The sequence below is a fragment of the Streptomyces sp. NPDC058001 genome, from assembly GCF_042886315.1.
Classification (GTDB): Bacteria; Actinomycetota; Actinomycetes; order Streptomycetales; family Streptomycetaceae; genus Streptomyces.
On the sequence record NZ_JBHVQT010000003.1, the window covers coordinates 419,846 to 444,991 of the forward strand.

Consider the following 25,146-nt stretch of genomic DNA (forward strand, 5'->3'; position numbering starts at 1 on the left):
GCCCACCGTAGGGCGCGTCGTCGGCCGTAGCTGCCTGTTAGTTACATGTTAGGTATCGAAACTGAAGGCGACGTAGAGCACTCCTGGAGTCGCCGCGCCACGGGCCACGCTGTTTCGTGCGAAATGTCCCTACTCGTCGGCAGGTTGGCTTTGGATTTCACCGTCATGCCTTGACGTCGCTGCTCACGCGCTATTTAACATGTATGTATGTCGTCGGCGATGGGGCCGACGGATTACACAGCGCGGATGGTGACGCATGTTCACAGCTCCCCTGGAGGACTCCATCGACCGCTCGGGCGGCTTCCAGCCGGCCCGTGTCGGTTCGGACGGGAGCACGTCACCGTGGTGGCGGGACGCGGTGATTTACCAGATCTACGTGCGCAGCTTCCTCGACAGCACCGGGGACGGCATCGGCGACCTCGCCGGAGTCCGCGCGGGACTGCCCTATGTGAGCAAGCTCGGCGTCGACGGGATCTGGCTGAGCCCCTTCTATCCGTCACCGCAGCGCGACCACGGTTACGACGTCGCCGACTACCGAGCCGTCGACCCCGTCTACGGCGATCTCGACGAGTTCGGACTGCTCGTCGCCGACGCCCACGGGCTCGGCCTCAAGGTCGTCCTCGACATCGTCCCCAACCACTGCTCCAGCGAACACCCCTGGTTCCGCGAGGCACTGGCCGCCGGACCGGGCAGCGACGCACGCGCCCTCTTCCACTTCGCCGACGGCAAGGGCGAGCACGGCGAACTGCCGCCCAACAACTGGCGCGCCATGTTCGGCGGACCCGCCTGGTCCCGCGTCCAGGAAGCCGACGGCACCCCCGGCCAGTGGTACATGCACCTGTTCACGCCCGAGCAGCCCGACCTCAACTGGCGTGACGCGCGCGTCGCCCCCTACTTCGACGAGGTCCTGCGTTTCTGGCTCGACCGCGGTGTCGACGGCTTCCGGATCGACGTGGCCGCCGGGCTCTTCCACCACCCCGACCTGCCCGACTCGGACGACCCGGCCGCCGACGAACGCTCCCGCGACTCCGTCAACCCGCTCGCCTGGAACCAGCCCGAGGTGCACGACGTGTGGCGCCGCTGGCGCGCCGTGTGCGAGAGCTACACCGCCATCGACGGCCAGGACCGGCTGCTCGTCGGCGAGGTGTCCGTACCGACCCCCGCCGAACAGGCCGCCTACGTACGGCCCGACGAACTCCACCAGGCGTTCTTCTTCCACCTGCTCAGCGCCCCGTGGAACCCCGACGCCTTCCGCAAGGTCATAGGCGAGGCCCTGCGCGACATCGCCGGCACCGGCTCCACCGTGACCTGGGTCCTCAACAACCACGACCAGGTCCGTACGGTCACCCGCTACGGCTCCGACAACTGCGCCGCCGGAGCCGCCCGCGCCCGCGCCGCCGCCCTTCTGATGCTGGCCCTGCCCGGCGCGGCCTACATCTACCAGGGCGAGGAACTCGGCCTGCCCGAGGTCGACCTGCCCGACGAGGCACTCACCGACCCGATCTTCCTGCGCACCGGCAGCCGCCAGTACGTACGCGACGGTTGTCGGGTGCCGCTGCCCTGGTCGGGGCACGCGTCACCGTTCGGCTTCACCGGCGCCGACAGCACCGCCCGGCCCTGGCTGCCGCAGCCCGGCTGGTTCGCCGAACACACCACGGACCGCGCCCTGAACGACACCGACTCCTTCTGGCACCTCTACCGCAACGGCCTCGCCCTGCGCGGAAGCTTCCACCTGCGCGGCGACGGATCGCTGCGCTGGCTCGAAACACCGCCGGACGTCCTCGCGTTCGTCCGCGGCGACGGACTGGTCTGCGCCGTCAACTTCGGCGGCCAGGACGTCCCGGCACCCGTCCCCGGCACCCCACTGCTCGCCAGCGCCCCCTGCCCGGCGGGAGTCCTGCCCGGCAACTCGGCGGCCTGGTGGGCGGCCGACCCGCCCGGCGCCGTCTGACGCCGGGCCACCCCACCGAGCAGCCGCGACACGCGGCGCGTCAGCCGACCCCACGACCCGAGGAGACGCCATGCAGAGCAACGTCAGGAGCGCCATCGTCCCCAGACGCGCCACACGTTCGCGCGACACGGCTCCCCGAGTGGTCGTCATCTCGCCGGACGTCGCCGCCAGCGTCGAATGGGCCACACGCCTGCACAAAGCGTGTGCGCCCCGCTTCGTCGTCCGCGCCTGGGGCGACCAACTCGCCTACGAGTATCTGCGCCGCGCGTCCGGCGTTCTGGCCCTCCTGGACAGCCCAGGCCCCGAACCCACCGACGCCCTGGTGCAGCGCATCCGTTCCCTGCGGCTCCTGGCCCCGGTCACCGTGTCCGTGGCCACCCGCGTGGACTCTGCCGCCCTGCTCGCCGCCGGCGCCGTCAACGTGCTGCGCAGGAACACCTCCGAGAACGTCATCGCCGCCCGTATCGAGGCCGACCTGCGCTGGCTCCGGCGCGGCCCGGCACCCGGCGACGACGGGTCGGGGCCCCACCTCGGACCGGACGAACGGCCGGGCCCACTACGGCCCTACCGCAGCCAGTCCCTGCTCCTGGAAATCCTGCTCGGCGCACAGGGCTCGCTCTGCTGTCACGACGTCCGCTGGCTGCTCGGCGAGGCGTCACGCCCGATGAGCCTGCGCGCACTGCGGGCCCGTATCGAACGGCTCGCGCCACACCTCGCGCGGCACGGGCTTGAATGCCGCCGCAGTGTGCGGTGGGGCGCGGACACGTTCACGCTGCACGCGCTGAACGGGAACACTACGGTCCCGACCGGCGCCGAGGTGAACGAGACCGCGGAACTGCTGCCCGCCTGAGCGCGCCCCGGCGACCGCTCGTGGGGTCCTCCTACGCGGCGACCCCGGTGACCTTGGCCGTGAAGGCTTCCAGGTTGCCCAGCGCGCGGGCCACCTTCTCGTCCAGGGTGAGCGTCTCCTCGTACCGGATCGTCCGCAGCTTGGGCGTGCGCTTGCCGCGGAGGTAGAGCGAGCAGGCCAGGTCGGCGCAGAGGTACGTCCCCACGGTGTTGCCCTCGCGGCCCTTGGCGCCGGCGAGTGGCGCCACCAGCAGGGCCACTCCGGAGGAGGCATGACCGGTGAGGCAGATGGCACAGAGACTCGACTTGATGGCGCCGGCGGCGCCGGACGAGGGCACGCGCAGCGCGATGCCCAGCGGGCCGGACTCCCGTGGCAGCACGAGGTACGCCCGCAGCGGCGCGCCCGGGTCGATCCAGCCGAAGTAGTCCAGGTCCGGCCAGGGCACATCGGCGAAGTCGAGGGGGAGCCGGAGTCGGCTCGCCTCGCCCTTCGAGCAGTTCACGAGGGACGAGCGGATCTGTTTCTCGTTGAGCGGTTCCACCCGCCGGACCCTACCGAGAACTGTTGGTAGGGGCATCCAGTTTTCCGCGGGCGTCAGCGACCGGGATCGTGACTCAGGGCATCTCGCCACGGGTGCGAGTTCACGGGGGGAGTGTTCATGGAGGGAGAGTTCACGGGATACGCGGACCAGGGCGCCGTCGACGCCGGGATCCCGGTCCGCGCAGGGTCGCCGCGACGCCGCTGAGGATCAGCCCCGCCGCGAGCAGCAACGGCTCCGCCAGGACGAAGCTCAGCGCCAGACACGTAATGGCCGCGGTCAGCGCCAACTGGGCCGGACGGCGCCGGTATTCACGCGGTGAGCAGGGGCGACCGGCCCCCATGGCACGGGCGAACCGGGGGTCGTCCCGGCGGAAGTGGTCCTCCAGACCCGCGAGGCGCTCGTCGTCGGGAGCCGACATGGTCCGTCCTCCCCGGAGGTCTCGGCGTCGGCGTCCGCGCCGGGCGGGGGAGCGGGGTGACGGGACCGGGAGGGCATGGGCGACTCCTTGGCGACGGCTCCTGGACAACGGTCCTTACGGCGACATCCCGTCCACCCTCGCGTACCGGCCGTGGTCCGCGCCATCGGGTACAGCACCCAATTCACGTTGCCGGAGTCACAGCTTCCGCGGGTTTACGCGGGCCGGTCAGGGTGACTACGGTTCGTGAGATGTTCCGCAGTCAGGCAACCCCCACATTTTCTGTCAGACGGATTCCGAGGCACTTCGGTTGCCTGTCGGGAGTGGGCGAGTGAGCGAGACCGCCCGGCCACACGACCGGTGGCACATACCGCTCCCCGAGGCGGCGACCACGCGGCAGCCCCCCACCACCGCACCGTCCCGGTCCACCGAACCCACCGCAAGAGCCCTCGCCTCGTCGGGCGCACCTTCCCGAGGAGCCACCTCACCCTCCGGAGGAGCCACCGCACCCTCCCGGTCCGCCCCGCCGAAGCCGGACCAGCAGCGCGACGCCTTCTTCGACAACGCCAAATACCTGGCGATCCTGCTGGTGGCGATGGGGCACGCATGGGAGCCCCTGCGCGACGACAGCCGAGCCGCCTCCGCGCTCTACATCACCGTCTACACCTTCCACATGCCGGCGTTCATCATCATCTCCGGCTACTTCTCCCGTAGTTTCGACGCCAGTCCGCGCAGGATCCAGCGGCTCGTCACCGGGATCGCCGTCCCCTATGTGCTCTTCGAAGTCGCCTACACCTTCTTCAAGCGCTGGGCCGACGACGACCCCACCTATCCGATCAGCCTGATGGACCCCTGGTATCTGACCTGGTTCCTCGCGGCCCTCTTCATCTGGCGGCTGACCACGCCCCTGTGGAAGACCGTGCGCTGGCCGCTTCCGCTGGCCCTCGCCATCGCGGTCCTCGCCGCCGTGTCACCCGACATCGGCGACGACCTCGACCTTCAGCGGGTCCTTCAGTTCATGCCGTTCTTCGTACTCGGGCTCTGCCTGAAGCCGGAACACTTCCGGTTGGTACGGCGCCGCCGGGCGCGGATCCTGGCGCTGCCGGTTTTCGCCGCCGCGCTGCTGTTCGCGTACTGGGCGGCGCCACGGATGAACGCGGCCTGGTTCTACCGCCGCGACAGCGCCCAGGAACTCGCCGCCCCCGGCTGGAGCGGCGCCGTCATGACCCTCGCCCTCTTCGGCTGCTCGGTGATCCTGGTCGCCTGCTTCTTCGCCTGGGTACCCGGTCGCCGCACCTGGTTCACGGTCCTGGGCACGGGCACCCTCTACGGCTATCTGCTGCACGGCTTCCTCGCCAAGGGCTCCCGCTTCTGGGGCTGGTACGACCCCGCCTGGGTGCACGAACCGCTGGGCGAGATCGCGGTGACGGTGATCGGCGGTGTGGTCATCACGGCTCTGTGCACGCCCCCTGTGCAGCGGGCGTTCCGCTTCGCGATGGAACCCAGGATGAAGTGGGCGTTCAAACAGGACCCGGCCCAACTCGCCCGCGAACGCGACCCGTCCCGGACCTGAACGGGCCCGTCCCCGGACCTGGGGGACGTGGGTCAGGCATCACGGCGCCCGAGGCGCCACGCCGCCGCCAGGAGCAAGAGCGCCGTGTATCCGGCGACCAGCCACAGCGACGGCCACGCGCCGAGGGTGCCGACGGCTTCGGGGCTCGCGTCCGAGGTCTGCGTGAGTTTCTCCAGGGCGGCCGTCGGCGTCGCTCCCACCACCCAGCGCCGGGCATCGCCGAAGAGCGGCCCGAGCAGCGACGGCAGGAGCAGCAAGGCGATGACGGCCGCCACCGACCCCGCCGAGTGTCGCAGCAGGACACCGACCGCCATCCCCAGGACGCCGACGACGGAGAACAGCCCCGCGATGCCGAACAGCGCGGGGAACGGCTCCCCTTGGGCGTACACACCGTCCGCCAGGATCGCGTTGCCGAGCACATACGCCAGGGCGCACGACGCCAGGGAAACCGCGTAGAGCAGCGCGGAAAGCAGGGCGGCCTTGGCGGCGATGACGCGGCTCCGGCGCGGGACGGCCACGAGGGTGGAGGCGATGGTCCCGCCGGTGTACTCGCCGCAGATCACCAGCGCGCCCACCACGCCCGCGATCATCAGGGAGATCACGCCGAGGGTCAGACTGCCGCCGAGCACCGTGTCATCGGGTTGCAGACTCCCGCTGACTCCCACGAACACCGCGCCCGCCACCGTGACCAGACCGGACGCCCCATACGTCCAGCGGGTGGAGCGGAGGCTCATGAACTTGGTCCACTCGAAGAACAGGGCACCCTTGAACCCGGGAGCCGTCGTACGTGTCGTGCCTGCCGTACTCGTCACGCGTACCGCCCTCATCGGACCGTCTCCCTGTCGAGCCCGGCGGTCTCCCGCGCGGGCGCGGTACCTCGGTACTCCACGGACGACCGTGTCATCGCCGTGTAGACCTCCTCCAACGAGGAGTACACCGGGGTGAGTTCGTGCACGGCGATGCGGTGGTCCCGGGCGAGGTCACCGATCTCCGCACAGCCGATACCGGTCACGCGCCGGCCGCCGCGCGCGTCCAGTTCGACCCGGGCTCCCTTCGCCTCCAGCACGGCACGCATCCGCTGAGCGTCCACCTCGGGGGTGCGCACCAGCGTCGCGCCCTGCGAGTTGGTCTCGATGAAGTCCCGCATGTCCGTGTCCGCCAGCAGCCTGCCGCGCCCGATGACGATGAGACGGTCCGCGGTCAGCTCCATCTCGCTCATCAGATGGCTCGACAGGAAGACCGTCCGCCCTTCCGCGGCAAGGGACTTCAGCAGATCCCGGATCCACCGGATGCCCTCCGTGTCCAGGCCGTTGACCGGCTCGTCCAGGATCAGCACACCGGGATCGCCCAGCAGGGCGGCGGCCACACCCAGCCGCTGCCCCATGCCCAGCGACAGCTCCTTCGCCCTGCTGTCCGCGACCTGGCCGAGGCCGACGGTCTCCAGGACCTCGTCCACGCGTGCCCGGCCGATCGCGTTCGACCGGGCCAGTCCCAGCAGATGCCGGCGCACGGTACGCCCCGGGTGCAGCGCCTTGCCGTCCAGGAGCGAACCGACCTCACGCAGGGGCGCGGCCAACTGCCGACAGGGGCGGCCGTTGACAGTGACGGTGCCCGCACTGGGCGTGTCCAGGCCGAGCGTCATACGCAGAGTGGTCGACTTGCCCGCTCCGTTCGGCCCGAGGAACCCGGTCACAAGTCCCGGGCGTACGGTGAACGACAAGGAGTCGACGGCGGTCGTGCCGCCGTACCGCTTGGTGAGTTCTCTTGCTTCGATCATGGAGCCGACGGTACGGAGAGCCGTCGCACCGGACATCCGCCTCCGGGAGTCGGCCGGTACTCCCCGGGGAGCAGAGCGGAGCAGAACGGAGGCCCTAGTACTCGCCGGCCCGGACCAGCCCGGTCTCGTACGCGAGCATTACCAACTGCGCCCGGTCCCGCGCGCCGAGCTTGGTCATGACCCGGCTGACATGTGTCTTCGCCGTCAGCGGGCTCATCGTCAGCCGGTCACCGATCTCGTCGTTCGACAGCCCCCGGCCGACCTGCGCGAGGACCTCGCGTTCCCGCCCGGTCAGCGGCTCAAGCCGCTTACGGGCCACACCTTCCGGTGCCCGGAGCCGGGTGAACTCCTCGATGACCCGTCGTGTCACGGCGGGTGCGAGCAGGCTCTGTCCGGCGGCGACGGTGCGGATCGCGGTCCGCAGGTCGTCCGGCTCGATGTCCTTGAGCAGAAAGCCCGCGGCGCCGACCCGTAAAGCCTCGAACACGTACTCATCGGCCTCGAAGGTCGTGAGAACCAGGACCCGTACGTCGTCGAGGGTGCCGTCGGCCACAATGCGGCGGGTCGCTTCCAGACCGTCGGCCCGGGGCATCCGGATGTCCATGAGGACGACGTCCGGGCGGGTCGTCCGGGTCAGTTCGACCGCCCGCAGGCCGTCGGCGGCCTCCGCGACCACCACCAGGTCGTCCGTGAGGTCGAGCAGTGCGCGGAAACCGGCCCGGACCACGTTCTGATCGTCGGCCAGCAGTACCCGGATCATGCCGCCGCCCCGCCGACGGGCAACGACGCGAACACACGCCAGCCGCCGACCGCCCGTGGACCGGCCTCCACCGTGCCGCCGAGAGCCGTGGCACGTTCCCGCATACCGACGAGGCCGTAGCCGTGGGCGCCGCCCTGCGGCGTGGTCGACGGGTGCCCGTCGTCGGTGACCTCCACGGCGAGTCGGTCACCCGCCAGGGTCACCGACACGGCCGCGTGCCGGGCCGACGCATGCTTGATCACGTTGGTGAGTGCCTCCTGAACGATGCGGTACGCCGCCAGCTCCACCAGATGTGGCACCTCACGGTCCCCCGTGTCCGCGTGCACGGTCAACCGCAGACCGGTCGCCCTGACCCGGTCCGCCAGTTCGGGCAGCTCACCGAGCCGGGGCGCGGGTGCGGTGACGCCCGCCTCGTCGGCAGGGCCGCGCAGAACCCCCATGGTGGCCCGCAGTTCTTGTATGGCCTCCTTGCCGGACAGCCGCACCTGACGCATCGCCCGCCGGGCCAGTTCCGGCCGTGCGTCGAGCGCGTCGAGGGCGACGCCGGCCTGCACGGTCATCGCCGACACGGTGTGGGCCACCACGTCGTGCACCTCACGCGCGATGCGCAGCCGCTCCTGCTCGACCTTGCGCAGCGCCTCGCGTTCCCGGTCGGCCTCGGCCCGCGCCGCCCGCGCCGCGTACTCCCGCAGCAACTCGTGCCGGGCACGCACCACTTCACCGAGAAGCAGCGGTACGAGAGGCCACAGCATCTCCAGTACGGGGGCGCCTTCCGGCTGCACCACGTCGAGGCCGGCGATCACGGAGACGATCCCTGAGACCAGGGCGGCGATCACTCCTGTGCGTACCGTCCGGCGCCGGTCGCCCTGGACGGCCATCGCGTACAGCGCGACCATCACCGGCAGGTTCAGCAGCTCGCCGATGTGCCCGTACAGCGCCCACCCCGCGCACGCCGCGCCGGTGACGAGCGTGACCGCCACGGGTCGGCCGCTACGGAACAGCAGCGCGCCGATCGACACGGCGAACAGCAGCCACGTCACCTGGTCGGCCTGCCGGTACCCCGGGACGTTCACCACCACGTCCGCCCCCGTGAACACCGCGACGACCGCCGCGATGAGGAGATCGGCGAGCCGGGGCGGCAACGGCCAGGGAACACGAGGCACGCGTAAGGGACGGATCACACAGGCACGGTAGGCGAGAGGCCCGCATGGCGTGTACGCCCCTGGGAGTACGGCATTACGGGCCGGCCGTCGTGCGACGAGGGGGCCGGTGGCGGTGCCGGTCAGCCGCAGCGTCGGTCACCGGCCGCCCGACACCCGCAGGATCGTCCCGGTGGTGTACGACGCGTCGGGGGAGAGGAGCCAGGCGACGGCGCCGGCGATCTCGGACGGTCGGCCCGGTCGGCGGAGGGGGATCTGCGCGGCTGTGCGTGCGGGGCGGTCGGGGTCGCCCATCGTGGCGTGCATGTCGGTCTCGATGATGCCGGGGGCGACGGCGTTGACGCGGATGCCGTCCGGGCCGAGTTCCTTCGACAGGCCGACGGTCAGGGCGTCGGTGGCGGCCTTGGACGCGGCGTAGTGGACGTAGTCACCGGCACCGCCGAGGGTCGCCGCGGCCGACGAGATGTTGACGATGGCGCCGTGGCCGAGTGCCACCATGTCGCGGGCGGCCCGCCGACAGCACAGCAGATAGCCGAGGATGTTCACGTCCAGGACCCGGCGCAGGTCGTCCGTGCGCGCGTCCGCGAGTCGGCCGAGCGGTCCGGTCACCCCGGCGTTGTTGACCAGGCCCGTCACCGGCCCGAGTTCGCTCGCCGCGATGTCGAACAGCCGCTCCACATCGGCCTCGTCGGAGGTGTCGACCCGTACCACGGCACACCGGGCGCCCGCCGCGCGCACCTCGGCGGCGACCTTCTCGGCGGCGGCGCCGTCGCTCACGTAACCGACCGCCACGTCATGCCCGTCGGCCGCGAGGCGGACGCTGGTCGCCGCACCGATTCCCCGGCTGCCTCCTGTGACGACGGTGACGGGACGTGACATCTGGTGCCTCCTGTGCCTGGCGGGGCCGTACGTGACGTGCTTTGACGGTGCTTCAACGGTGCTTCAACCGTGGTGTGGCGGTTCTTCGACGGTGTTTTGACGGTGCTTCGACAGCAAGTCGTACCTCATCCCCCGCTCGTCACCGCGATCGGCCCGCCGGAATTCGGGTGCGACCGCCGTCCGGGCTCCGGCACACTCCGTGGATGACAGCCGACCCGCCGCCCCGGACACCGCAGGAGCGCGCCCTGGGTCATGTCGCGGACCTGGCATCGGGCGGCCCGCTCGACCCTCGGTTCCGCGTCACGCTGAACTTCCACCCCGACCGCCTGGTGGACGACCGCGCCATCCTGCACCGGCTCGCGGACGACGGCGGCTACCGGTCCCAGTTCGTCACCGGCACCAGCAACGGCGGCCTGACCGCCCACCCCGGCGGCGACCGGTGGCGCTGGGAGAGCAGGATGTTCGGCGGCGCCTACGACCACGCACCCGCCCATGAGCGCCCCGTCTACGGCGCCCTGAACTTCCGGCAGATGCCCATCGGCGCGGCACCCCGCTTCGGCTCCGCCCACTTCCGCCTGACCCCGGAGGCGTTGCGCCGCGCCACGTTCTGCTACCCGGACAGCTTCCTCGAACCGACCGCGTTCGGCATCGCATCCCGCATGGCGCTCATCGAACTCGCCGAGGCCGACCGCCGTAACGGCACCGACGCCCTGGACGACTACGTCGAGGCACAGGTCCACGGCCCGGTCCGGCTCGACCGTGACGTGGCGGCCCTGGTGCTCGACCCGAGCCACCGCGGCACCGCCGTCGAAGCAGCCGCACACCGACTGCCGTGCCCCGTCGCCTGGCACCCCGGATTCCGCCTCACCGTCGAGGAGTTGCGTCGGCATCCCGACTACCGGGGCCAGGAGTACGTCGACCTCGGCACCGAGATCGCCGTCGACGGACTGCTCGACCCCCGGATCATCGGCGACGCGGCCCGCACCGCCCGCCACGACCCCCAGGCACTGAAGAAGGTCTGGCACTGCCTGGCCCGTTTCGGCTCCCCTCGGGACGGCAGCGCCGGACTCGGCGAGTGCGCTGTCAGGACGTCAGGTCGATAGCCGGCCGGAGTGTCGCCGTACCGTCCCAGTCGACGCCGAAACCGGCGGCGCGGAAGGCCCGGACGACGAGTTCACCGGCGTGTTCCATCCGGGGCGTGCTCCCGTCCGGCGCGCCCCAGAAGGCCAGGGACAGCTGCCCCGTCTCCCGGGCGTGCTTGGCGTCCTGGCGGGTGTAGTAGCAGAAGCCCACAAGACCGTCGCCCCGCGTCGACGCGGCCTCGTGGCAGTCGTCGAACCCGTCGGACTGCGTCGAGCCCGCTCCGGCCAGCGCGACGAACCCCGCCGAAGTGAGCTGGTCGAACACATCGTTGATCCGCTGCTTGGCGGCGCGCCATTCCCTGAGCGACAACTTCCGCTCCGGCGGCGATGACTCGGGCGTTGACCCGGCGGCGAGCGCCCCCGGCCCTCGGCCCGCGGCAGCCGTCAGGAGCGCGGTGACCTCCGGGGTCCAGGCGTTGACGGTGATGTGGTTGCCGTGGCCGTCGGTGATGTCGGGGTTCGCGCCGCGAGCGAGCAGCAGCTCGACGGGTTGAGTCGTCGGCGAGAACTCCGCCGCGAGATAGAGGGCCGTGCGCCCGTCGCCGCCGGGCTGCTCGACGAGCGCTCCCGCGTCGAGCAACTCGGCGAGGACGGCGGTCGCCGCGGCCGGGTCGGTCTGCGCCCCCGCCGCGGCCAGATGCAGCGGGGCCCAGCCCTGCGCGTCGGTGGCGGCGGCATCGGCCCCGGCGGCCAGCGCGGCCCGCAGGCCCACAAGGTCGCCGGTGCGCGCGGCTTCGAACACGTTCGTCATCAACAACCACCCCAGGCTCGGTGGTGCAGAGCCTAAGCGCTCCGCTCGAAGACCGGTGCGGAGCTGCCGGGCCCTCGGTGCGCCGGAACTCGATGTGGGTCAGCTCATGGCGGATGCCTCCCTTGGTCGCCGGTCAGGGCTGGATGTTCTCCAGGTCTTCCAGAAGGCGCGGGTGCTTCGGCTCCCAGTCGAGCGTCTGTCGGGTGTGGGTGCTGGACGAGGGCTGGTCGGTCGCGAAGATCGGGCCGAGAGGGCCGTAGGTCTCCGATGGCACCGACTCGACCGGCAGGCTCAGCCGTCGGCCGATGACCGCGGCGATGTCCCGCACCGTGTCTCCCTCGTCGGCCACCGCGTGCCAGGACGTACCGGCCGGCGCCTGCTCCAGGGCGAGCCGGAAGAGGACGGCCGCGTCGAGCGCGTGCACGGCCGGCCAACGCTGTGCGCCGTCGCCCGGGTAGCCGGACACTCCGGTCTGCCGTGCGATGCCGGTCAGCATTCCGGCGAACCCGCCGGTGCCCTGATTATGAACCGTGCGCGGCATGCGTACGGCCGTGCTCCGGACTCCGCGTGAGGCCAGATCCAGGACCGCGGTGACCGCGCGACCGCGACCACCGACCGGCCCGTCGGTCGGCAGCGGGTCGGCCTCGGTGGAGGCGCGGCCCGGCACCCGGGGCGTACCCGAGACGGTGACCAAGGGGCGGTCGCTGCCGATGAGTTCGTCGCCGAGGGTCGCGAGGGCGGCACTCTCCTCGGCGACCGACTTCGCGAGGGCGTCGGGGCTGCTGAAGTCGTTGCCGAACGCCAGGTGGATTACCCCGTCGGTCTGAGCGGCGCCGACGCGAAGGATGTCCAGATCGGCGAGACCTCCCCGGAGCGGCTCCGCGCCGGCCGCATCGGCGGCCACCGCGGAAGTGTCGGAGCGGGTGAGCGCGAGGACGGTGTGGCCGTTGCCGAGCAGTTCGGCGACGACGGCGGAACCGATCAGACCGGTGCCACCGGTGACAAAGACCCGCATGAAACTCTCCCCAAGTGATGGGACTCTTGTCCCGTCACTCTACCAGGGTGATGGGACAAGAGTCCCATCACGTACGATGGGCCCATGGGTCGGTGGGAACCAGGCGCACGCGAACGCCTCGTCGTGGCTGCCGTCGACCTGTTCACCGAGCAGGGGTACGACGCCACGACGGTCGCGCAGATCGCCGAGCGTGCCGGAGTCACCAAAAGCACCTTCTTCCGGCACTTCCCCGACAAGCGCGAGCTGTTGGTGGCCGGACAGGAGACGCTGAGCCGGCTGCTGGCCGAGGGGATCGCCGAGGCGCCCGGTGACGCCAGCCCGCTTGAGGCGGTCGCCGTCGGTCTTGGGCGTGCCTCAAGCGCGATGGGCCCCATGAATCGCGAGCTGGCCCCTCGCCTCAAGGCGGCCGTCGCCGCCAGCGCCGCACTTCAAGAACGTGACGCCCTCAAGACCGTCAGCCTCGCCGCCGCGATGACATCCGCCCTCGTCGCCCGCGGCGTACCCGATGCCACCGCGGCCCTCGCCGGCGAGCTGGGCGTCCTCGCGTTCAAACGGGGGTACGCCGAATGGTCCGAGGGTGACCGCGACGCCAAGGACGACCTCGCCGAGTGCACCCTGGCGGCCCTGAACGAACTGCGTGCGGCGAGCGCCTCACTGGGCTGACCGGACAACCGGGCCATACGCGAGCCGGGTCGGCACACCTTCCCCGAGCCGGGGGCGGCAAAGCTTCGCCCGGTCCACGAACGGCTAGGCGCTTAGGGCGAGTTGCACGGCCGACCGTCCCACCCGCCCACAGGTGTACGTGAGATACGACTGAAGTCTGACGCCCCCGGGCGGGGGCTCCCCTAGCGTTTCCCCCATGGCAGAAATCACCCGGGCGGCCACGGCCGCCGCACTCAGTGTCGCCCTCGTGCTGCCCCTCGCCGGAGCGGCCACGGCCACCCCGGCGCGGCCGGCGGCCACGGTACGTCCGGCAGCCACCGCCGTCCCGGCCGACACCCTGCAACTACCGCGCCCCACCGGCCCGTACGTCGTCGGCCGGACGACGATGCATCTCACCGACCGCTCCCGTACCGACCCCTGGGTGCCCACCGCCGACGGCCGTGAGTTGATGGTCACCCTCAACTATCCGGCAGCCCGGTCGGGCGACGGCCGTACGGCCCGGTACGCCACGGTCGAGGAGGCCAGGCTGTTGGCGGAAGGGCAGGGCATCGGCGAACTCGTGCCCGCGGAAGAACTGAGCGCCACCCGGACCCACGGCCGAGTCGGTGCCCGCCCCGCGAAGGGGAAGTACCCCCTGGTCGTCCTCTCCCCGGGCTTCAGCGTGTCCCGGTTCACCCTGACCAATCTCGCGGAGGACCTCGCGAGCCGGGGGTACGTCGTCGCCTCACTCGACCACGCGTATGAATCCTTCGGCATCTCCGTGCCCGGCGGACGGACGCTGACCTGTACCGCCTGTGCGGCGCTGGAGGCGGACGAGACGCAAGGGGCCGTCGTGACCGCGACACGTGCCGAGGACGTGTCGTACGTTCTGGACCGGCTGACCGGGGACAACCCGGTCTGGCGGCACGCGGGCGTCATCGACAAGAAGCGTGTCGGCATGGCCGGCCACTCCATCGGCGGGGCGAGCGCCGCCACGGCGATGGCCGGCGACCGGCGGGTGGACGCGGGCATCAACATGGACGGCGCCTTCTGGGAGGACCTGCCCGCCGAGGGCCTCGGCGGACGGCCGTTCATGATGCTCGGCGCCGATGACATCCACCGGCCGGGTGGTATCGACACCACCTGGGACCGGATGTGGCCCACCCTGGACGGCTGGAAGCGCTGGGTCACGGTCGCCGGGTCGGAACACTTCACCTTCTCCGACGGACCGCTCATCTCCCGGCACTTCGGGCTGCCGCAGCCGCCGCTGCCGGCGGAACGGGCGGTCGCCATCACCCGTACCTACGTCGCCGCCTTCTTCGACCAGCACCTGCGGGGCAAGCCGCAACCGGTGCTCTCGGGACCGACCGCAGCCAACCCCGAAGTGAAGTTCCACAACCCCTGACACACGGGCGCCTTCCGGCCGGCGACGCCGCCGTTCACGGGGTGTTGGGGCGCCCGGCGCACAGCGCGTGGTCGATCAGGGCGCTTGCCGCGTTCTCCTGGTCCAGGATGTGCTGCGCGGTGTCGCCGCGTGCCTCGGACATGGAGACGGCGGCGCTTCGCCTGCCGTCGTCGGTGACGCCGTTGAGGGTGACGTAGCCGCCGTCACCGCCCTCGTGGCTCCAGTAGGTTCCTCCGCAGGTCAGGGGGCGTTCGACCAGGCCGAGCCCGTATCGGCCGCCGGGCCACAGCGTCTGGACCTCCGCGCTCACCGGGACGGTCTGCTTCATCTCGGCGAGTTGCCGGGGCGGCAGCAGGCGGCCCGAGAGCAGCCCGCGGAGGAGGCGGTTCTCATCCCGCGTGGTCGTGGCGAACGAGGTCTCGTGGTCCACCGGGACCTGATCGGTGACGTCCACCCGGGAGCCTGGGCCGAAGAGCTGGTACGCCTGGGCGTGCGGACGGGGCAGGGTGGGGGAGGTGCCCGTCCATCGGGTCTGGTCGAGGCCGAGGGGGCGCAGGACGCGGTCTTCGATCTCCTGGTGGACGGGGTGACCGGTGGCCTTCTGGATGATCATGCCGAGCAGGATGTAGCCGGTGTTGGAGTACGCCCAGCCCTTGCCGGGCCGGAAGTCCGGAGCGTGAGCCATGGCGCGGGCGACCAACTGCTCGGGGCCGTAGACATCGTGGCGCTGCTGGTAGTACTCCTCCGGCGTGGTGTACCCGGGCAGGTCGTCGTGGATGCCGCTGGTGTGCTGGAGCAGTTGGCGTACGGTGATCCGGCTGCCGTCGTTGCCGTTGCCCCGCACCACGCCCGGCAACCAACGGTCGACCCTGTCGCCCAGGGACAGCCTGCCCTCGGCCTTCAGTTGGAGGACCACGGTGGCGACCAGCGTCTTGGACGTGCTGGCCATGCGGAAGGAGCCGTCGGACAGGACAGGGCGCCCGGTGTTGAGGTCGGCGGTGCCGCTGGTGGCGACCGACTGCCGACCGTCAGGCGCGATCACGCGGGCCTGCACACCGCTGATGCCGAGGGCGTGGATCGCCTCGGTGTCCTGGCGCAACTGCTCCGCGGGCGAGGGACCGGCGGGCTGGGCGACGGAGGTGGTCACCCCGGCGCCGAGCAGCGAAGCGACCCCGAATGCCACGGCGAAGTGCTTGCGCAGAGTCGAAATCATGGCTGAACGCTAGTTTCGCCCCCAACAGGGCGCGATCCGGCGTTCCCCAGCATCGGAACGGGGGATATCCCCCGAGCGCGCGTCGAACCTCAAGATGCTCGGCCGCTACAGGTTCCGCGCCACGGTTCCGGCCGACGGCGACCTGCGCCCGCCGCGCGATCCAGGCGCCGCAGCCGAGGAAGGCCCGGACGACGACGCCTGGATGACCGGGGCGCGCTCAGCGGACGACGTCGAAGACCTGCTTCTGCAGGCCGTTGCTGTAGACCTCGTGCTCGATGAGCTGCAGCTTCTGGGTGTCCTTGTCGGTGCTGCTGAACAGGCGCTTGCCGGCGCCGAGCAGCAGCGGGAACACGAGCAGGTGGTAGCGGTCGATGAGGCCGGCGTCCGAGAGGCCCTGGTTCAGCGAGGCGCTGCCGTGGACGATGATCGGGCCGCCCTCGGTCTCCTTCAGGGCGGCGACCTCGTCCAGGGAGCGCAGGACGGTCGTCTCGCCCCAGTTGGGGACGAGCTTGTCCTCGGTGAGGGTGGTGGAGACGACGTACTTCGGCATGATCTTGTAGCCCGCGAACTCGTCCATGTCCGGCCACACCGGGCTGAACGACTCGTAGCTGACCCGGCCCATCAGGATCGCGGTGGACTCCTGCTGCTCCCGCTCCTTGATCTCAAATGTCTCGGGGACGAACTCGACCTCCTTGAAGGTCCATCCGGAGTTCCGGTAGCCGGGCTCGCCACCCGGTGCCTCCACAACGCCGTCGAGCGAGATGAAGGCCGTGCTGATCAGAGTGCGCATGATGAAGGTTCCTTGATGTTCGGGATGTGTGTGCGGTGACTGCTCGGTGCGCGCTTCGGCCGTGTGCACGGCGGATCGTCGCACCGAGGGTGGGGCGCCGGAGACCGCTGTGGAGAGCGGCTGATCCGGAGTTCTGGGGCGGACGCCGATGCCCGCCTGTGCTTCTTTCGCGCGCCGGGCTGCGCGTCAGGAGCGTCCGGCGAAGGTGCGGAGCCCGTCGTCGGTGCCGCCCTCACGCGGCTCGACCTCGTTGCGGCCCCTGAACCACGACTTCGCCCCGGCCGTCCTCAGCGCCGGGCGGTGTGTCGGGGATCTGGTGGAGCCCGATGATCACCCGGTGACTCCGGCCCCCGGGGACGGACTCGTCGGGGTAGCGGCTGACCAGGGTCGCCACGGCGTGGGCCAGTTGGTCGGCGAAGGCGGTCCGGTCGGCGGCGGAGGCGAACCGCACCTCGGCGACGAGCGCGAAACTGGCGACGGGCTTACGGGTCCGGGAGGCGCCGGCCAGCAAGGTTCCGACTTCCTGCACCAGCCGTGCTCCCAGGGCCAGCAGCCAGCGGGCGGAGAGTTGGTCCGGGGATCGGGAGGGGTCCGGGCTGATGGTTGCCAGTGCGCTCGGGGAGATCACGTAGGAGGCGGCGGTGGCGCGGTACACACGTTCGGTGACGTTGCCTTTGCGCCGTTCCTCGGCCAGCTCGACCAGTCCGTGCCGTTCCAGTTCCTTCAGGTGGTAGTTGGCCTTCTGCCGGGGCAGTCCCAGGCGGACGGCCAGCATGGCGGCCGAGCCGGGCTCGACCAGGGCGGCGAGGATCCGGGACCGTATCGGGTCCAGGGACGCCTCGGCCGCGGCGGGTTCTTCGATCACGGCAACGTCCAGCACCACTCCGCCGAAGAGAGAGTTCGTTGAGACGGGAAACTTCGTCGGCGGGTCGACTCCCGCCGACACGGTGAACCGGGCTGCGATCGAGGCGACTGCGGCAACACCTTCCGAGACGTGCACGGCACCTCCCTGGACGTGAGCGGCACTCTCCGAGAGATGGGCGGCGGCTAGCGCAGGCGGGAGCGGAGCCCCGGAATGACGATGGCAGCGACCGCGATGTGGGTGGCGAACAGCGTCACCCGCGTGACGGCGTCGACATCGGGAGTCAGGAGGTCGGGCAGAAGAGACAGGGCCACCAGTGCGACGGTCGTCCGGACGAACGCCCGAGCGGGCCGACCTGACCACCGCCGGAAGGCGGCTGCCAGCGCGACGCCCACGACCGAGAACACGAACGCGAGCTGCGTGAAGCCCAGCAGCGGAATGGGCTCGCCGGCAATCTCCAGCGACACGCCGGCGGCGTCCGCCGCGGCGGCGACCACCGTCGCGGCGACAGCACCTCCCGCGGCGAATGCGAGGCCCGGCAACCACAGTGCGCGATGGCCGGTCGTGGTCGAAGCGACGCCAGGGGCGATCGAGGTGGATCCGGACACGTCAGTCTCCTTGTCGAGGGCGGCCGGTTCTCGTCGGCCGCGGCGGGGTTCTTCGACCACGCCCGGCGTCGAGAACAGCTCCAGCTTCCTACCGAAAAGAAAAGTTGTCAAGAAAAGAAAACTCATCGGTCGGCTGGACTTCGTCCCACGGGCTGACAAGCCCGCACCAGGCCGTCCGCTAGGGAGCGTCGATGCCGGCGAGCAGGGCCGCCGTCTCCGCCCGCAACTCCCGTTGCAGGTGCTCGCTTCCGCCGGGCTCGGGGCACTCCAGCGCCTTGGCGTCGGGCACGGAGAAATCGCCTCCGGTGGTGTGCGCGAGCGCCGGATCGGTCGCCAGGCGCACGATGATCCCGGCGCTCTTGCGGGGGTCGCCCACCCGCAGGGTGTTCAGCACGCGTCGCAGCAGTCCGGACCCGGGGAGGTCCCGTCCGAGACCGGTGGCGTTGAAGCCGGGGTCGCAGCAGTTCAGGGTGCCGCCGCCCCCAGATACGCGTCCCGTACCCTCGGGTCGGCCCGTACCTCGGTCGCCGTGCCCTGGGCGAGGACGCGGCCGAGGTCGAGGACGACCACGCGGGAGCAGAGGCCCATGACGAAGGCGACGTTGTGTTCCACGAGCAGCACGGCGCAGCCCTCCTCGGCCGCCAGATGCCGGACGACGGACGCCAGATGACCGCTTTCCTCGTCGGTCATCCCGGAGGCCGGCTCGTCAAGGAGCAGCACCCGGGGACCGTCCGCCACCGCCCGTGCCAGCTCCACCATCCGGGCCCGGCCCACCGGCAGGGTCCCGGCGTAGTCGTCCGCGATGCCGTCGAGTCCGCAGGCCCGCAGGACCTCCGTGGCCCGTGCCCGCCGCGCCCTCTCGTGGGTGCGACGCGTCGGTGCCGCGAGGAGGTCGGCGGCCCAGCCGCCCCCGCCGCCGCGCCACTCCTGGGCGACGACGAGGTTGTCGGCCACCGTGAGCTGGCCGAACAGTTGCTGCCGCTGAAAGGTGCGCCGCATCCCGTGGCGGGCCCGCCACACCGGTGAGCGGCGCGTGACATCGGCGCCGTCGAGCAGGATCCGCCCCTGGTCGGGGCGCCGGATCCCGGACAGCACGTCGAAGAGAGTGGTCTTGCCGGCACCGTTCGGCCCGATGAGCCCGCACACCTCACCGGGGCGCAGACTCAGCGTCACCCCGTCGAGCGCCTGGACCCCGCCGAACCGCACCCCGATCCCCGAGGCGTCGAGTACGTGTCCACTCACGGCTGTCCCACCTCTTCCTCCTGTCCGGCCCGCCCGTGCGCCGCGATCCCCAAGTACGCCTCCGTGAGCCGGTCTTCCCGTACCTCGGCACGTGGACCGCACCACGAGACGCGGCCCCGCGCGAGATAGGCCACCGTGTCGGCGACCTCCAGGATCTCCGTGGCCTTCTCCTCCACGAGGAGCAACCCCGCGCCCGCGTCCCGGAGTTCGGCGAGCAGCCGGAACACCTCGTCGACCACCCGGGGCGCGAGCCCGAGCGACGGCTCGTCCGCGACGAGCACCCGTGGCGGGCGGTGCAGCAGCGGAGCGAGCGCGAGCATCTGCTGCTCTCCGCCGGACAGCGAACCCGCGACGACCCCGCGCCGCGCGGCGAGGCTCGCGAACCGTTCGTACACGGCGTCGCGGGCTTCCCTGGTGGGGAGTTGGAGGGCGAGGTTCTCCTCGATGGTGAGCGAGGGGAAGATCCCCCGGCCCTCGGGGGCGAGCACGACACCCGCCCGGGATCTGCGGACCGCGTCCTCACCGGTCACGTCCCGCCCGGCCACCCGCACCCGGCCCCCGACGGGCGCCAGCAGTCCGGCGGCGACGCGGCATGTGGTGGACTTCCCGGCGCCGTTGGGCCCGAGAAGCGCCACGATCTCGCCGGGACGCACGGTGACGTCAACGCCGTGCAGGATGGCGGCACCGTCGTATCCGGCCCGGATTCCCAGGAGTTGGAGCGCGGGTGTCCGCCCGGCGTCCGAGCCGGCGGCCAGGGGTACGGGGTCGGGGTCGGGGCCGGGCCTCGGAAGAGCGACAACTCCCCTTCCGAAGTCCGTACGCGTACGTGGACCGGCCCCCGTATCCGTAGGCAGACCGCCCCCCACATCCGTACGGAGGCCGACCCCCGTATCCGTACCGCCACCGCCACCCGCCACAGCGACCGCCTCCGCACGAGCCATCCGTCGCCGGTGCACCCGTACCGACACCGCCGCGCAATACCCGTCCGGGTCGTTCGCCAGGGCCAGGCCCGCGAGGCCGAACAGGATGACCGGGAGCTGGGCCGACTCCGTGACGTAGTCCGCGATCAGATGCGGGACGATCGCGAAGACCAGGCCCGCCACCACCGCGAACTGCGGTCGGCGCACCCCCGCGGCGACCGCGACCGCCAGCCAGATCAGTCCGGTCATCGCGGTGAAGTCGGTAGCGGTGATACGGGTGTTGTAGGACGCGTACATCACGCCCCCGAAGCCCGCGAGCCCCGCCGACAGGGTGAAGAGGAGCAGTTTCGTGCGCAGGACGGAGACACCCGACGCCATGGCCGCGGCCGGCGCGGACCGTACCGCCAGCATCGCCCGCCCCGACGGCGAGTTGCGCAGCGCGCCGAGCGCCGCCACCGCCGCGGCGACGAGGACCACCATCGCGACGCCCATCGCCCGGTCGTCGCCGAGGTCGATGGGACCGACGACGGGACGGGGGATCTCCCAGCCCGTGTCGCCGTTGCGCAACCAGCCCATCTGGAACAGGACATGGTCGGCGAGGAAGGCGAGGGCGAGGGTCGCCAGTGCCAGCGACCGTCCGCCGAGCCGGAGCGCGGGCAGCGCCACCAGTGCGCCGAGCAGCGCGGCCACACAGGTGCCCACGAGCGCCGCCGCGACGAACGGCCAGCCGTGGCTCATCAGCAGCCCGGCGACCAGCGCCGCGCCCGTCACGAACGTGGCCTGCGCCAGCGACACCATCGCGCCCAGGCCCGTCACCACCGTGAACGAGATGAAGACCAGCGAGATCGCGAGGCCCTGGGCGAGGATGCCGCTCCAGAACGGTGTGGTGACGGTGTAGAAGGAGAGCGCGAGGAGCGCCGCCGCCACCGCCCACGGGGCCCAGGTCCGGGGCCAGGAACGGCCGGCGAGATAGTCGACGGGCGGTGCGTCGACCGCCGCCGTGCCCGCCGTCCGCTGCCGCCGTGTCATCAGCAGCAGCCCGGCGAAGAGGATGACGAACGGGACGGCGGTACGGAATCCCGTGATCTTCTCGGCGAAGTCGGCGTACCCAGCGACCAGATTCTGCACCACGCCGAGTCCCAGGCCGCCGGCGAAGGCCAGCGGGATCGACAGGAACCGCCCGAGGACCGCGGCCGTCGCGGACACGAACAGGAACAGCGTGAAGTCGTGCGAGGACAGGCCCAGAAGGGGGGTCGCGAGCACACCCGCCAGTCCCGCGAGTCCCGACGACAGCATCCACGCCACCGACGACAGCCGGTCCGCGCTCATCCCGCGCAGCTCCACCAGCGACCGGTTGTCGACCGCCGCGCGGAGCCTGAGCCCCAGCGGGGTGTGCCGCATCAGCACCCACAGGCCGACCGCGACCACTGCCGTGGCCACCCAGGTGATCAGCTGGTCGGAGTCGACGCCCACGCCGTCCATCAGCTGCCAGGAGGTGGCGGGGCTCGGCCCCACGCCCGGCAGCCCGAACTGGTTCTCGGCCGGTTTGACGGGTGCGCCCGCGTCCTCAAGCAGTTCCACCACCCACAGTCCGAGCGCGGGCAGCGCGACGAGCAGGCCGATCGTCGCCACGATCTGCGCGGTCTCGCCCACCCGCGCCAGTTTGCGGAACATCAGCCGGTCGAGCCCCCAGCCGAGCGCGGGCGCGGCGACACACACCAGGAGCAGCGCGGTCGGTACGGCGGGCCAGCCGAAGCCGGAGTGCAGTTCGTAGAAGGCGAGTGCGCACAGGTAGGCGGTCGCGCCGTGCGCGAAGTTGAAGAGCCCGGAGGCCGAGTAGGACAGGACGACACCCGTCGCGAGCAGTGCGTAGAGCGCGCCCGACACCAGCCCGCTCAGTACGAATCCCAGGAGGTCCGACACGTGTCACCTCTACGCGAAGGGAATCGGCGGATAGCACGTGAAGGGTGCGGAGACCCGGTACGCGCCGTCCTGGAGCTGGACGAGCGCGCCACAACCGAACGCTTCCTTGTGTCCCTTGGGCAGAGAGCGGTCGCCGACCATCGTGCCGGTGTCGGCGTACCCGTCGGCGGCCTTCTGGAAGGTGTCGAGGGTCAGCTTCTCGCCCGCCTTGTCGGCGATGGCGAGGAACAGGTCGGCGGACATGTAGCCGGTCATCATGTGCATGTTGAGCGGGACGTCCTTGCCCGCGGCCTTTCCTATGTCCGCCTTGAACTGCCGCATCGCCGCGTTGTCCTGCTCGAACGGCTGGAAGGACAGGAAGACATGCACACCGTCGAGCGCCTTCTTCGTGGCGCTCCTGGTGAGCAGCCCGGGATCGTAGTCCGTCGGATCGGTGAGCACGCCCTGGTACCCGGTGCGCTTGATGGCGGTGAGCAGTCCGATGTTGTACGGCGTCTGCATCACGGAGACCACCACGTCCGGTGCCTGACCACCATCGGACCGCAGGATCTCCTTCGTGTACGCGGACCAGTCGCTGGGCACCGAGGTCGCGGGCACGGTCGCCTTGGCGAAGGTCACCTTGTACCCGGCGGCCTTGAAGCTCTGCCGGTAGGTGCGGATGGCGAACGTACCCGCGTCGTTGTCGTTGGCGAGGATCGCCACGGACTTGCCCTCGGCGCCGCCGGTGACCTTCTTCAGGCCCTCGGGCCAGCTCTGGGTGAGGGTGCCGCCCGGCATGGGCACCAGACAGCCGTTGAAGCCGTACAGATAGCTGTTCCCGCAGAAGGGCGGGACGGTGCCCCAGCCGAAGGTGGGCACCCGCTGCTTCTGAAGGAAGTCGGAGCCGGAGAACGTCACCGAACTCATCGGCGCTATCGCGAACACCTTCTCCTGCTGGACGAGTTTGCGGGCGGCGGCGAGGTTCTTCGCCGGGTCCTGGCCGTCGTCCTCGGCACCGAGGTAGTCGATCTTCCGTCCGTTGACACCGCCTTCCGCGTTGGCGCGGTCGAAGCGGGCCTTCGCGCCGAGGTCGGTGTCCTTCTTGCTGTAGCCGCTGGCGGTCGTCATCGAGACGATCCCGCCGACCTTGATGGAGTCGTTCGTCACTCCACGTGTCGAACTGCCTTTGCCGTCACCGGAATCGCCGGAGTCACCGGAGGAGCTGGAGGCGGCGGAGTTGCATGCTGTGGCCAGCAGCAGAGTGGCCGCGGCTGCGGCGAGGGTGCGGATCGGTCGCAACACAGGGTGTCCCTCCGTCGGAGTGAGAGTGATTCTGTGTGCGAGCTGATGAACCGTCAATAACTGACTCATCAGTAGTTGATGAACCGTCAGATTTGATGGATGGTCCCCTCGCTTTCGCCCGGAGTCCGTTGTCAGACCCTGAAGGTAGGTTCTGAGCGACGTGGAACAACGCGTGGGGCGCGTGGGAAACAGCGCACGGGGCGAGTGGAGAGCGGGGCACAGTGGGTACCTGGGGCAGCGGGAACTTCGACAGCGACACGGCGGCGGATCATCTGTCGGATCTCACCGGCCGGCTCATCTCGGAGATCACGGAGGCGATGGCCGGGGACCCGGTCGAGCTGGAGCCCGACGAGTACTGGGGCGTCGCCGTGCCCTGCGACCTTGAGCTGCTGCACCTCATCGCGACCCGGTGGTTCGTCGGCGCCGAGGTGCCGGACGCGAAGGTGATCGAGCGGTGGAAGAAGACGTTCATGGCGGTCTGGGAAGGCTCGATCGACGGCCTGGGACCGGTCGCGGGGTACAAGGAGGAGCGGCGTGAGGTGTTGACCCGCACCTTCGACCAGTTGGCCGATGTGGCCCGGCGCAACGCGGAAACCATCGAGGGGTGACCCACTCGGGACATGACCCACTCGGAGCATGGCCCACTCGGACACCTGTCCAGGAAGGCTGGACAGGTGTCCGAGACGGCATACGGCCGGGGCGCGGGTGTGGGATCTGCCCACGCGGGCTTCAGCTCTGTGCGTCGCCGACCGGCGTGCCCTCCGTGCCACTGTCCGGAGCCGCTTCCGACCCGGCCTCCGCCGCGGTGCCGGCTGCCACGCCGGCCGTCTCCGTTGCCGTGTAGAAGACGGACCGCTGCTGCTTGGTCCGCAGGGCCTGCCCCTTGGCGACGAGCCCTTCGAGCGTGTTCCGGATGACCGTGAGACCGATCTTGCGGTCCGGGTGCTCCTGGGTGAGCGCGGTCGCGACCTCGGCGGCGGAGCGCGGCTCGCGCTGACCGCCGAGGTAGGTGGCGACGGCCTCGCGAAGAGTGCCCTCACGCCCGGCGGGTGCGGCGGCGGACGCGTCCTTGCCGGCGCCCTTGCCCTTGCTCGCGGCCGGCTTCGGCGCGCCCTTCGAACTGCCCTTCTCCGCCGCCGCCTTGGCCTTCCGCTTTCCGGCCGTACGGGTGCCGGCCTTGCCGGGGGTACGCGGCTGGGGCAGTGCGGCGGCCGAAGAACCGACGGTCGCGGCACGGGCGTCGAGAGCCTGCCGCATCCCTTCGAGCAGGACCTTGTCCGCCTCCAGGCTGCGCAGTTGCTCCTGGAACGCGGTGATCTCCGTCGCGATACGGTCCTGTTCCTTGATGTTCTGCTCCAGGTCGGCCTCGACCTGGGCCGCGTACTGCGACTTGAGTGTGTTGTCCGGCATTGGCTTCCGATTCCTCCAGGCTTCATGGGTGTTGAG

25 protein-coding genes are annotated in these 25,146 nt (G+C 70.9%); 7 read left to right on the forward strand and 18 right to left on the reverse strand.

The window, feature by feature from the left end:
- Positions 1-256 precede the first annotated feature (256 nt).
- The gene (locus ACFVT5_RS08550; protein WP_389882911.1) at positions 257-1,951 is read left to right on the forward strand and encodes an alpha-amylase family glycosyl hydrolase; all 1,695 of its coding nucleotides are present in this window, start codon (positions 257-259) and stop codon (positions 1,949-1,951) included.
- Positions 1,952-2,021: 70 nt separating this feature from the next.
- Positions 2,022-2,801 (forward strand): hypothetical protein, encoded by a 780-nt coding sequence (locus tag ACFVT5_RS08555; protein WP_389882914.1) that lies wholly within the window; start codon positions 2,022-2,024, stop codon positions 2,799-2,801.
- A gap of 31 nt (positions 2,802-2,832) precedes the next feature.
- Here the strand turns inward: ACFVT5_RS08555 and ACFVT5_RS08560 are convergent, their stop codons facing one another.
- Together ACFVT5_RS08560 and ACFVT5_RS08565 are read right to left on the reverse strand one after the other, a co-directional pair.
- Complete coding sequence (locus ACFVT5_RS08560; RefSeq protein WP_389882918.1) at positions 2,833-3,342, reverse strand: FBP domain-containing protein; 510 nt, start codon at positions 3,340-3,342, stop codon at positions 2,833-2,835.
- A 130-nt stretch (positions 3,343-3,472) separates the two neighbouring features.
- Positions 3,473-3,760, reverse strand: a complete 288-nt coding sequence (locus ACFVT5_RS08565; protein WP_389882921.1) for a DUF3040 domain-containing protein — start codon at positions 3,758-3,760, stop codon at positions 3,473-3,475.
- Positions 3,761-4,088: 328 nt separating this feature from the next.
- Between ACFVT5_RS08565 and ACFVT5_RS08570 the strand changes: the two genes are divergently transcribed.
- Positions 4,089-5,330 carry an acyltransferase family protein gene (locus tag ACFVT5_RS08570; protein ID WP_389882924.1) on the forward strand — a complete coding sequence of 414 codons (1,242 nt, stop codon included), beginning with the start codon at positions 4,089-4,091 and terminating at the stop codon, positions 5,328-5,330.
- Between the two features lie 32 nt (positions 5,331-5,362).
- On the opposite strand, the gene ACFVT5_RS08575 is transcribed toward ACFVT5_RS08570, so the two are convergent.
- From ACFVT5_RS08575 to ACFVT5_RS08595, 5 genes are all read right to left on the reverse strand, one after another.
- Complete coding sequence (locus tag ACFVT5_RS08575; RefSeq protein ID WP_389882926.1) at positions 5,363-6,157, reverse strand: ABC transporter permease; 795 nt, start codon at positions 6,155-6,157, stop codon at positions 5,363-5,365.
- On the reverse strand, positions 6,154-7,107 hold the full coding sequence (locus ACFVT5_RS08580) for an ABC transporter ATP-binding protein (RefSeq protein ID WP_389882929.1): 954 nt from the start codon (positions 7,105-7,107) through the stop codon (positions 6,154-6,156). Before ACFVT5_RS08580 ends, ACFVT5_RS08575 begins: the two co-directional genes overlap by 4 nt.
- A 94-nt stretch (positions 7,108-7,201) precedes the next feature.
- Positions 7,202-7,867 carry a response regulator gene (locus ACFVT5_RS08585; RefSeq protein ID WP_389882932.1) on the reverse strand — a complete coding sequence of 222 codons (666 nt, stop codon included), beginning with the start codon at positions 7,865-7,867 and terminating at the stop codon, positions 7,202-7,204.
- Complete coding sequence (locus tag ACFVT5_RS08590) at positions 7,864-9,030, reverse strand: sensor histidine kinase (protein WP_389882935.1); 1,167 nt, start codon at positions 9,028-9,030, stop codon at positions 7,864-7,866. Before ACFVT5_RS08590 ends, ACFVT5_RS08585 begins: the two co-directional genes overlap by 4 nt.
- A gap of 135 nt (positions 9,031-9,165) precedes the next feature.
- Positions 9,166-9,906, reverse strand: a complete 741-nt coding sequence (locus ACFVT5_RS08595; RefSeq protein WP_389882938.1) for an SDR family NAD(P)-dependent oxidoreductase — start codon at positions 9,904-9,906, stop codon at positions 9,166-9,168.
- 203 nt (positions 9,907-10,109) lie between these two features.
- Here ACFVT5_RS08595 and ACFVT5_RS08600 point away from each other — a divergent pair, with 203 nt between their 5' ends.
- On the forward strand, positions 10,110-11,009 hold the full coding sequence (locus ACFVT5_RS08600) for a DUF3626 domain-containing protein (protein ID WP_389882941.1): 900 nt from the start codon (positions 10,110-10,112) through the stop codon (positions 11,007-11,009).
- Here the strand turns inward: ACFVT5_RS08600 and ACFVT5_RS08605 are convergent.
- Positions 10,990-11,799: a DUF6891 domain-containing protein gene (locus ACFVT5_RS08605; protein WP_389882944.1), complete on the reverse strand. Its 810-nt coding sequence runs from the start codon at positions 11,797-11,799 to the stop codon at positions 10,990-10,992. The two genes, ACFVT5_RS08600 and ACFVT5_RS08605, sit on opposite strands and share 20 nt — an antisense overlap.
- 133 nt (positions 11,800-11,932) lie before the next feature.
- Positions 11,933-12,814, reverse strand: a complete 882-nt coding sequence (locus ACFVT5_RS08610; RefSeq protein WP_389882947.1) for an SDR family oxidoreductase — start codon at positions 12,812-12,814, stop codon at positions 11,933-11,935.
- An 84-nt stretch (positions 12,815-12,898) separates the two neighbouring features.
- On the opposite strand from ACFVT5_RS08610, the gene ACFVT5_RS08615 reads away from it, so the two are divergent.
- The gene (locus tag ACFVT5_RS08615; protein WP_389882950.1) at positions 12,899-13,477 is read left to right on the forward strand and encodes a TetR/AcrR family transcriptional regulator; all 579 of its coding nucleotides are present in this window, start codon (positions 12,899-12,901) and stop codon (positions 13,475-13,477) included.
- Between the two features lie 196 nt (positions 13,478-13,673).
- A complete protein-coding gene (locus tag ACFVT5_RS08620; protein ID WP_389882953.1) occupies positions 13,674-14,861 on the forward strand; it encodes an alpha/beta hydrolase family protein in 1,188 nt (395 codons plus the stop codon).
- 34 nt (positions 14,862-14,895) lie between these two features.
- On the opposite strand, the gene ACFVT5_RS08625 is transcribed toward ACFVT5_RS08620, so the two are convergent.
- The 8 genes from ACFVT5_RS08625 to ACFVT5_RS08660 all read right to left on the reverse strand — a co-directional run bounded on the left by ACFVT5_RS08625 (position 14,896) and on the right by ACFVT5_RS08660 (position 23,700).
- Positions 14,896-16,074, reverse strand: coding sequence for a serine hydrolase domain-containing protein (locus ACFVT5_RS08625; RefSeq protein WP_389882955.1), 1,179 nt, complete (start codon positions 16,072-16,074; stop codon positions 14,896-14,898).
- A 217-nt stretch (positions 16,075-16,291) separates the two neighbouring features.
- Complete coding sequence (locus tag ACFVT5_RS08630; RefSeq protein WP_389882958.1) at positions 16,292-16,864, reverse strand: dihydrofolate reductase family protein; 573 nt, start codon at positions 16,862-16,864, stop codon at positions 16,292-16,294.
- Positions 16,865-17,096: 232 nt separating this feature from the next.
- Complete coding sequence (locus ACFVT5_RS08635) at positions 17,097-17,744, reverse strand: ArsR/SmtB family transcription factor (RefSeq protein WP_389883611.1); 648 nt, start codon at positions 17,742-17,744, stop codon at positions 17,097-17,099.
- A gap of 167 nt (positions 17,745-17,911) precedes the next feature.
- The gene (locus ACFVT5_RS08640) at positions 17,912-18,334 is read right to left on the reverse strand and encodes a DUF6069 family protein (RefSeq protein ID WP_389882961.1); all 423 of its coding nucleotides are present in this window, start codon (positions 18,332-18,334) and stop codon (positions 17,912-17,914) included.
- A gap of 178 nt (positions 18,335-18,512) precedes the next feature.
- A complete protein-coding gene (locus ACFVT5_RS08645) occupies positions 18,513-18,728 on the reverse strand; it encodes a hypothetical protein (RefSeq protein ID WP_389882964.1) in 216 nt (71 codons plus the stop codon).
- Between the two features lie 71 nt (positions 18,729-18,799).
- On the reverse strand, positions 18,800-19,576 hold the full coding sequence (locus tag ACFVT5_RS08650) for an ABC transporter ATP-binding protein (protein ID WP_389882967.1): 777 nt from the start codon (positions 19,574-19,576) through the stop codon (positions 18,800-18,802).
- Positions 19,573-22,419 (reverse strand): ATP-binding cassette domain-containing protein, encoded by a 2,847-nt coding sequence (locus ACFVT5_RS08655; protein WP_389882970.1) that lies wholly within the window; start codon positions 22,417-22,419, stop codon positions 19,573-19,575. Before ACFVT5_RS08655 ends, ACFVT5_RS08650 begins: the two co-directional genes overlap by 4 nt.
- Positions 22,420-22,428: 9 nt before the next feature.
- Positions 22,429-23,700, reverse strand: coding sequence for an ABC transporter substrate-binding protein (locus ACFVT5_RS08660; protein ID WP_389882973.1), 1,272 nt, complete (start codon positions 23,698-23,700; stop codon positions 22,429-22,431).
- Positions 23,701-23,921: 221 nt separating this feature from the next.
- Between ACFVT5_RS08660 and ACFVT5_RS08665 the strand changes: the two genes are divergently transcribed.
- The gene (locus ACFVT5_RS08665; protein ID WP_389882976.1) at positions 23,922-24,308 is read left to right on the forward strand and encodes a DUF4259 domain-containing protein; all 387 of its coding nucleotides are present in this window, start codon (positions 23,922-23,924) and stop codon (positions 24,306-24,308) included.
- 121 nt (positions 24,309-24,429) lie between these two features.
- Here ACFVT5_RS08665 and ACFVT5_RS08670 read toward each other — a convergent pair whose 3' ends face one another.
- Positions 24,430-25,110 carry a hypothetical protein gene (locus tag ACFVT5_RS08670; protein WP_389882979.1) on the reverse strand — a complete coding sequence of 227 codons (681 nt, stop codon included), beginning with the start codon at positions 25,108-25,110 and terminating at the stop codon, positions 24,430-24,432.
- Positions 25,111-25,146 lie beyond the last annotated feature (36 nt).

Coding starts and splice junctions, on each gene's coding strand:
- ACFVT5_RS08625 (WP_389882955.1), bottom strand. CDS start 16,074: ATGATTTCGACTCTGCGCAAGCACTTCGCCGTGGCATTCGGGGTCGCT.
- ACFVT5_RS08670 (WP_389882979.1), bottom strand. CDS start 25,110: ATGCCGGACAACACACTCAAGTCGCAGTACGCGGCCCAGGTCGAGGCC.
- ACFVT5_RS08630 (WP_389882958.1), bottom strand. CDS start 16,864: ATGCGCACTCTGATCAGCACGGCCTTCATCTCGCTCGACGGCGTTGTG.
- ACFVT5_RS08585 (WP_389882932.1), bottom strand. CDS start 7,867: ATGATCCGGGTACTGCTGGCCGACGATCAGAACGTGGTCCGGGCCGGT.
- ACFVT5_RS08600 (WP_389882941.1), top strand. CDS start 10,110: ATGACAGCCGACCCGCCGCCCCGGACACCGCAGGAGCGCGCCCTGGGT.
- ACFVT5_RS08605 (WP_389882944.1), bottom strand. CDS start 11,799: ATGACGAACGTGTTCGAAGCCGCGCGCACCGGCGACCTTGTGGGCCTG.
- ACFVT5_RS08575 (WP_389882926.1), bottom strand. CDS start 6,157: ATGAGGGCGGTACGCGTGACGAGTACGGCAGGCACGACACGTACGACG.
- ACFVT5_RS08555 (WP_389882914.1), top strand. CDS start 2,022: ATGCAGAGCAACGTCAGGAGCGCCATCGTCCCCAGACGCGCCACACGT.
- ACFVT5_RS08595 (WP_389882938.1), bottom strand. CDS start 9,906: ATGTCACGTCCCGTCACCGTCGTCACAGGAGGCAGCCGGGGAATCGGT.
- ACFVT5_RS08580 (WP_389882929.1), bottom strand. CDS start 7,107: ATGATCGAAGCAAGAGAACTCACCAAGCGGTACGGCGGCACGACCGCC.
- ACFVT5_RS08620 (WP_389882953.1), top strand. CDS start 13,674: ATGGCAGAAATCACCCGGGCGGCCACGGCCGCCGCACTCAGTGTCGCC.
- ACFVT5_RS08615 (WP_389882950.1), top strand. CDS start 12,899: ATGGGTCGGTGGGAACCAGGCGCACGCGAACGCCTCGTCGTGGCTGCC.
- ACFVT5_RS08565 (WP_389882921.1), bottom strand. CDS start 3,760: ATGTCGGCTCCCGACGACGAGCGCCTCGCGGGTCTGGAGGACCACTTC.
- ACFVT5_RS08550 (WP_389882911.1), top strand. CDS start 257: ATGTTCACAGCTCCCCTGGAGGACTCCATCGACCGCTCGGGCGGCTTC.
- ACFVT5_RS08610 (WP_389882947.1), bottom strand. CDS start 12,814: ATGCGGGTCTTTGTCACCGGTGGCACCGGTCTGATCGGTTCCGCCGTC.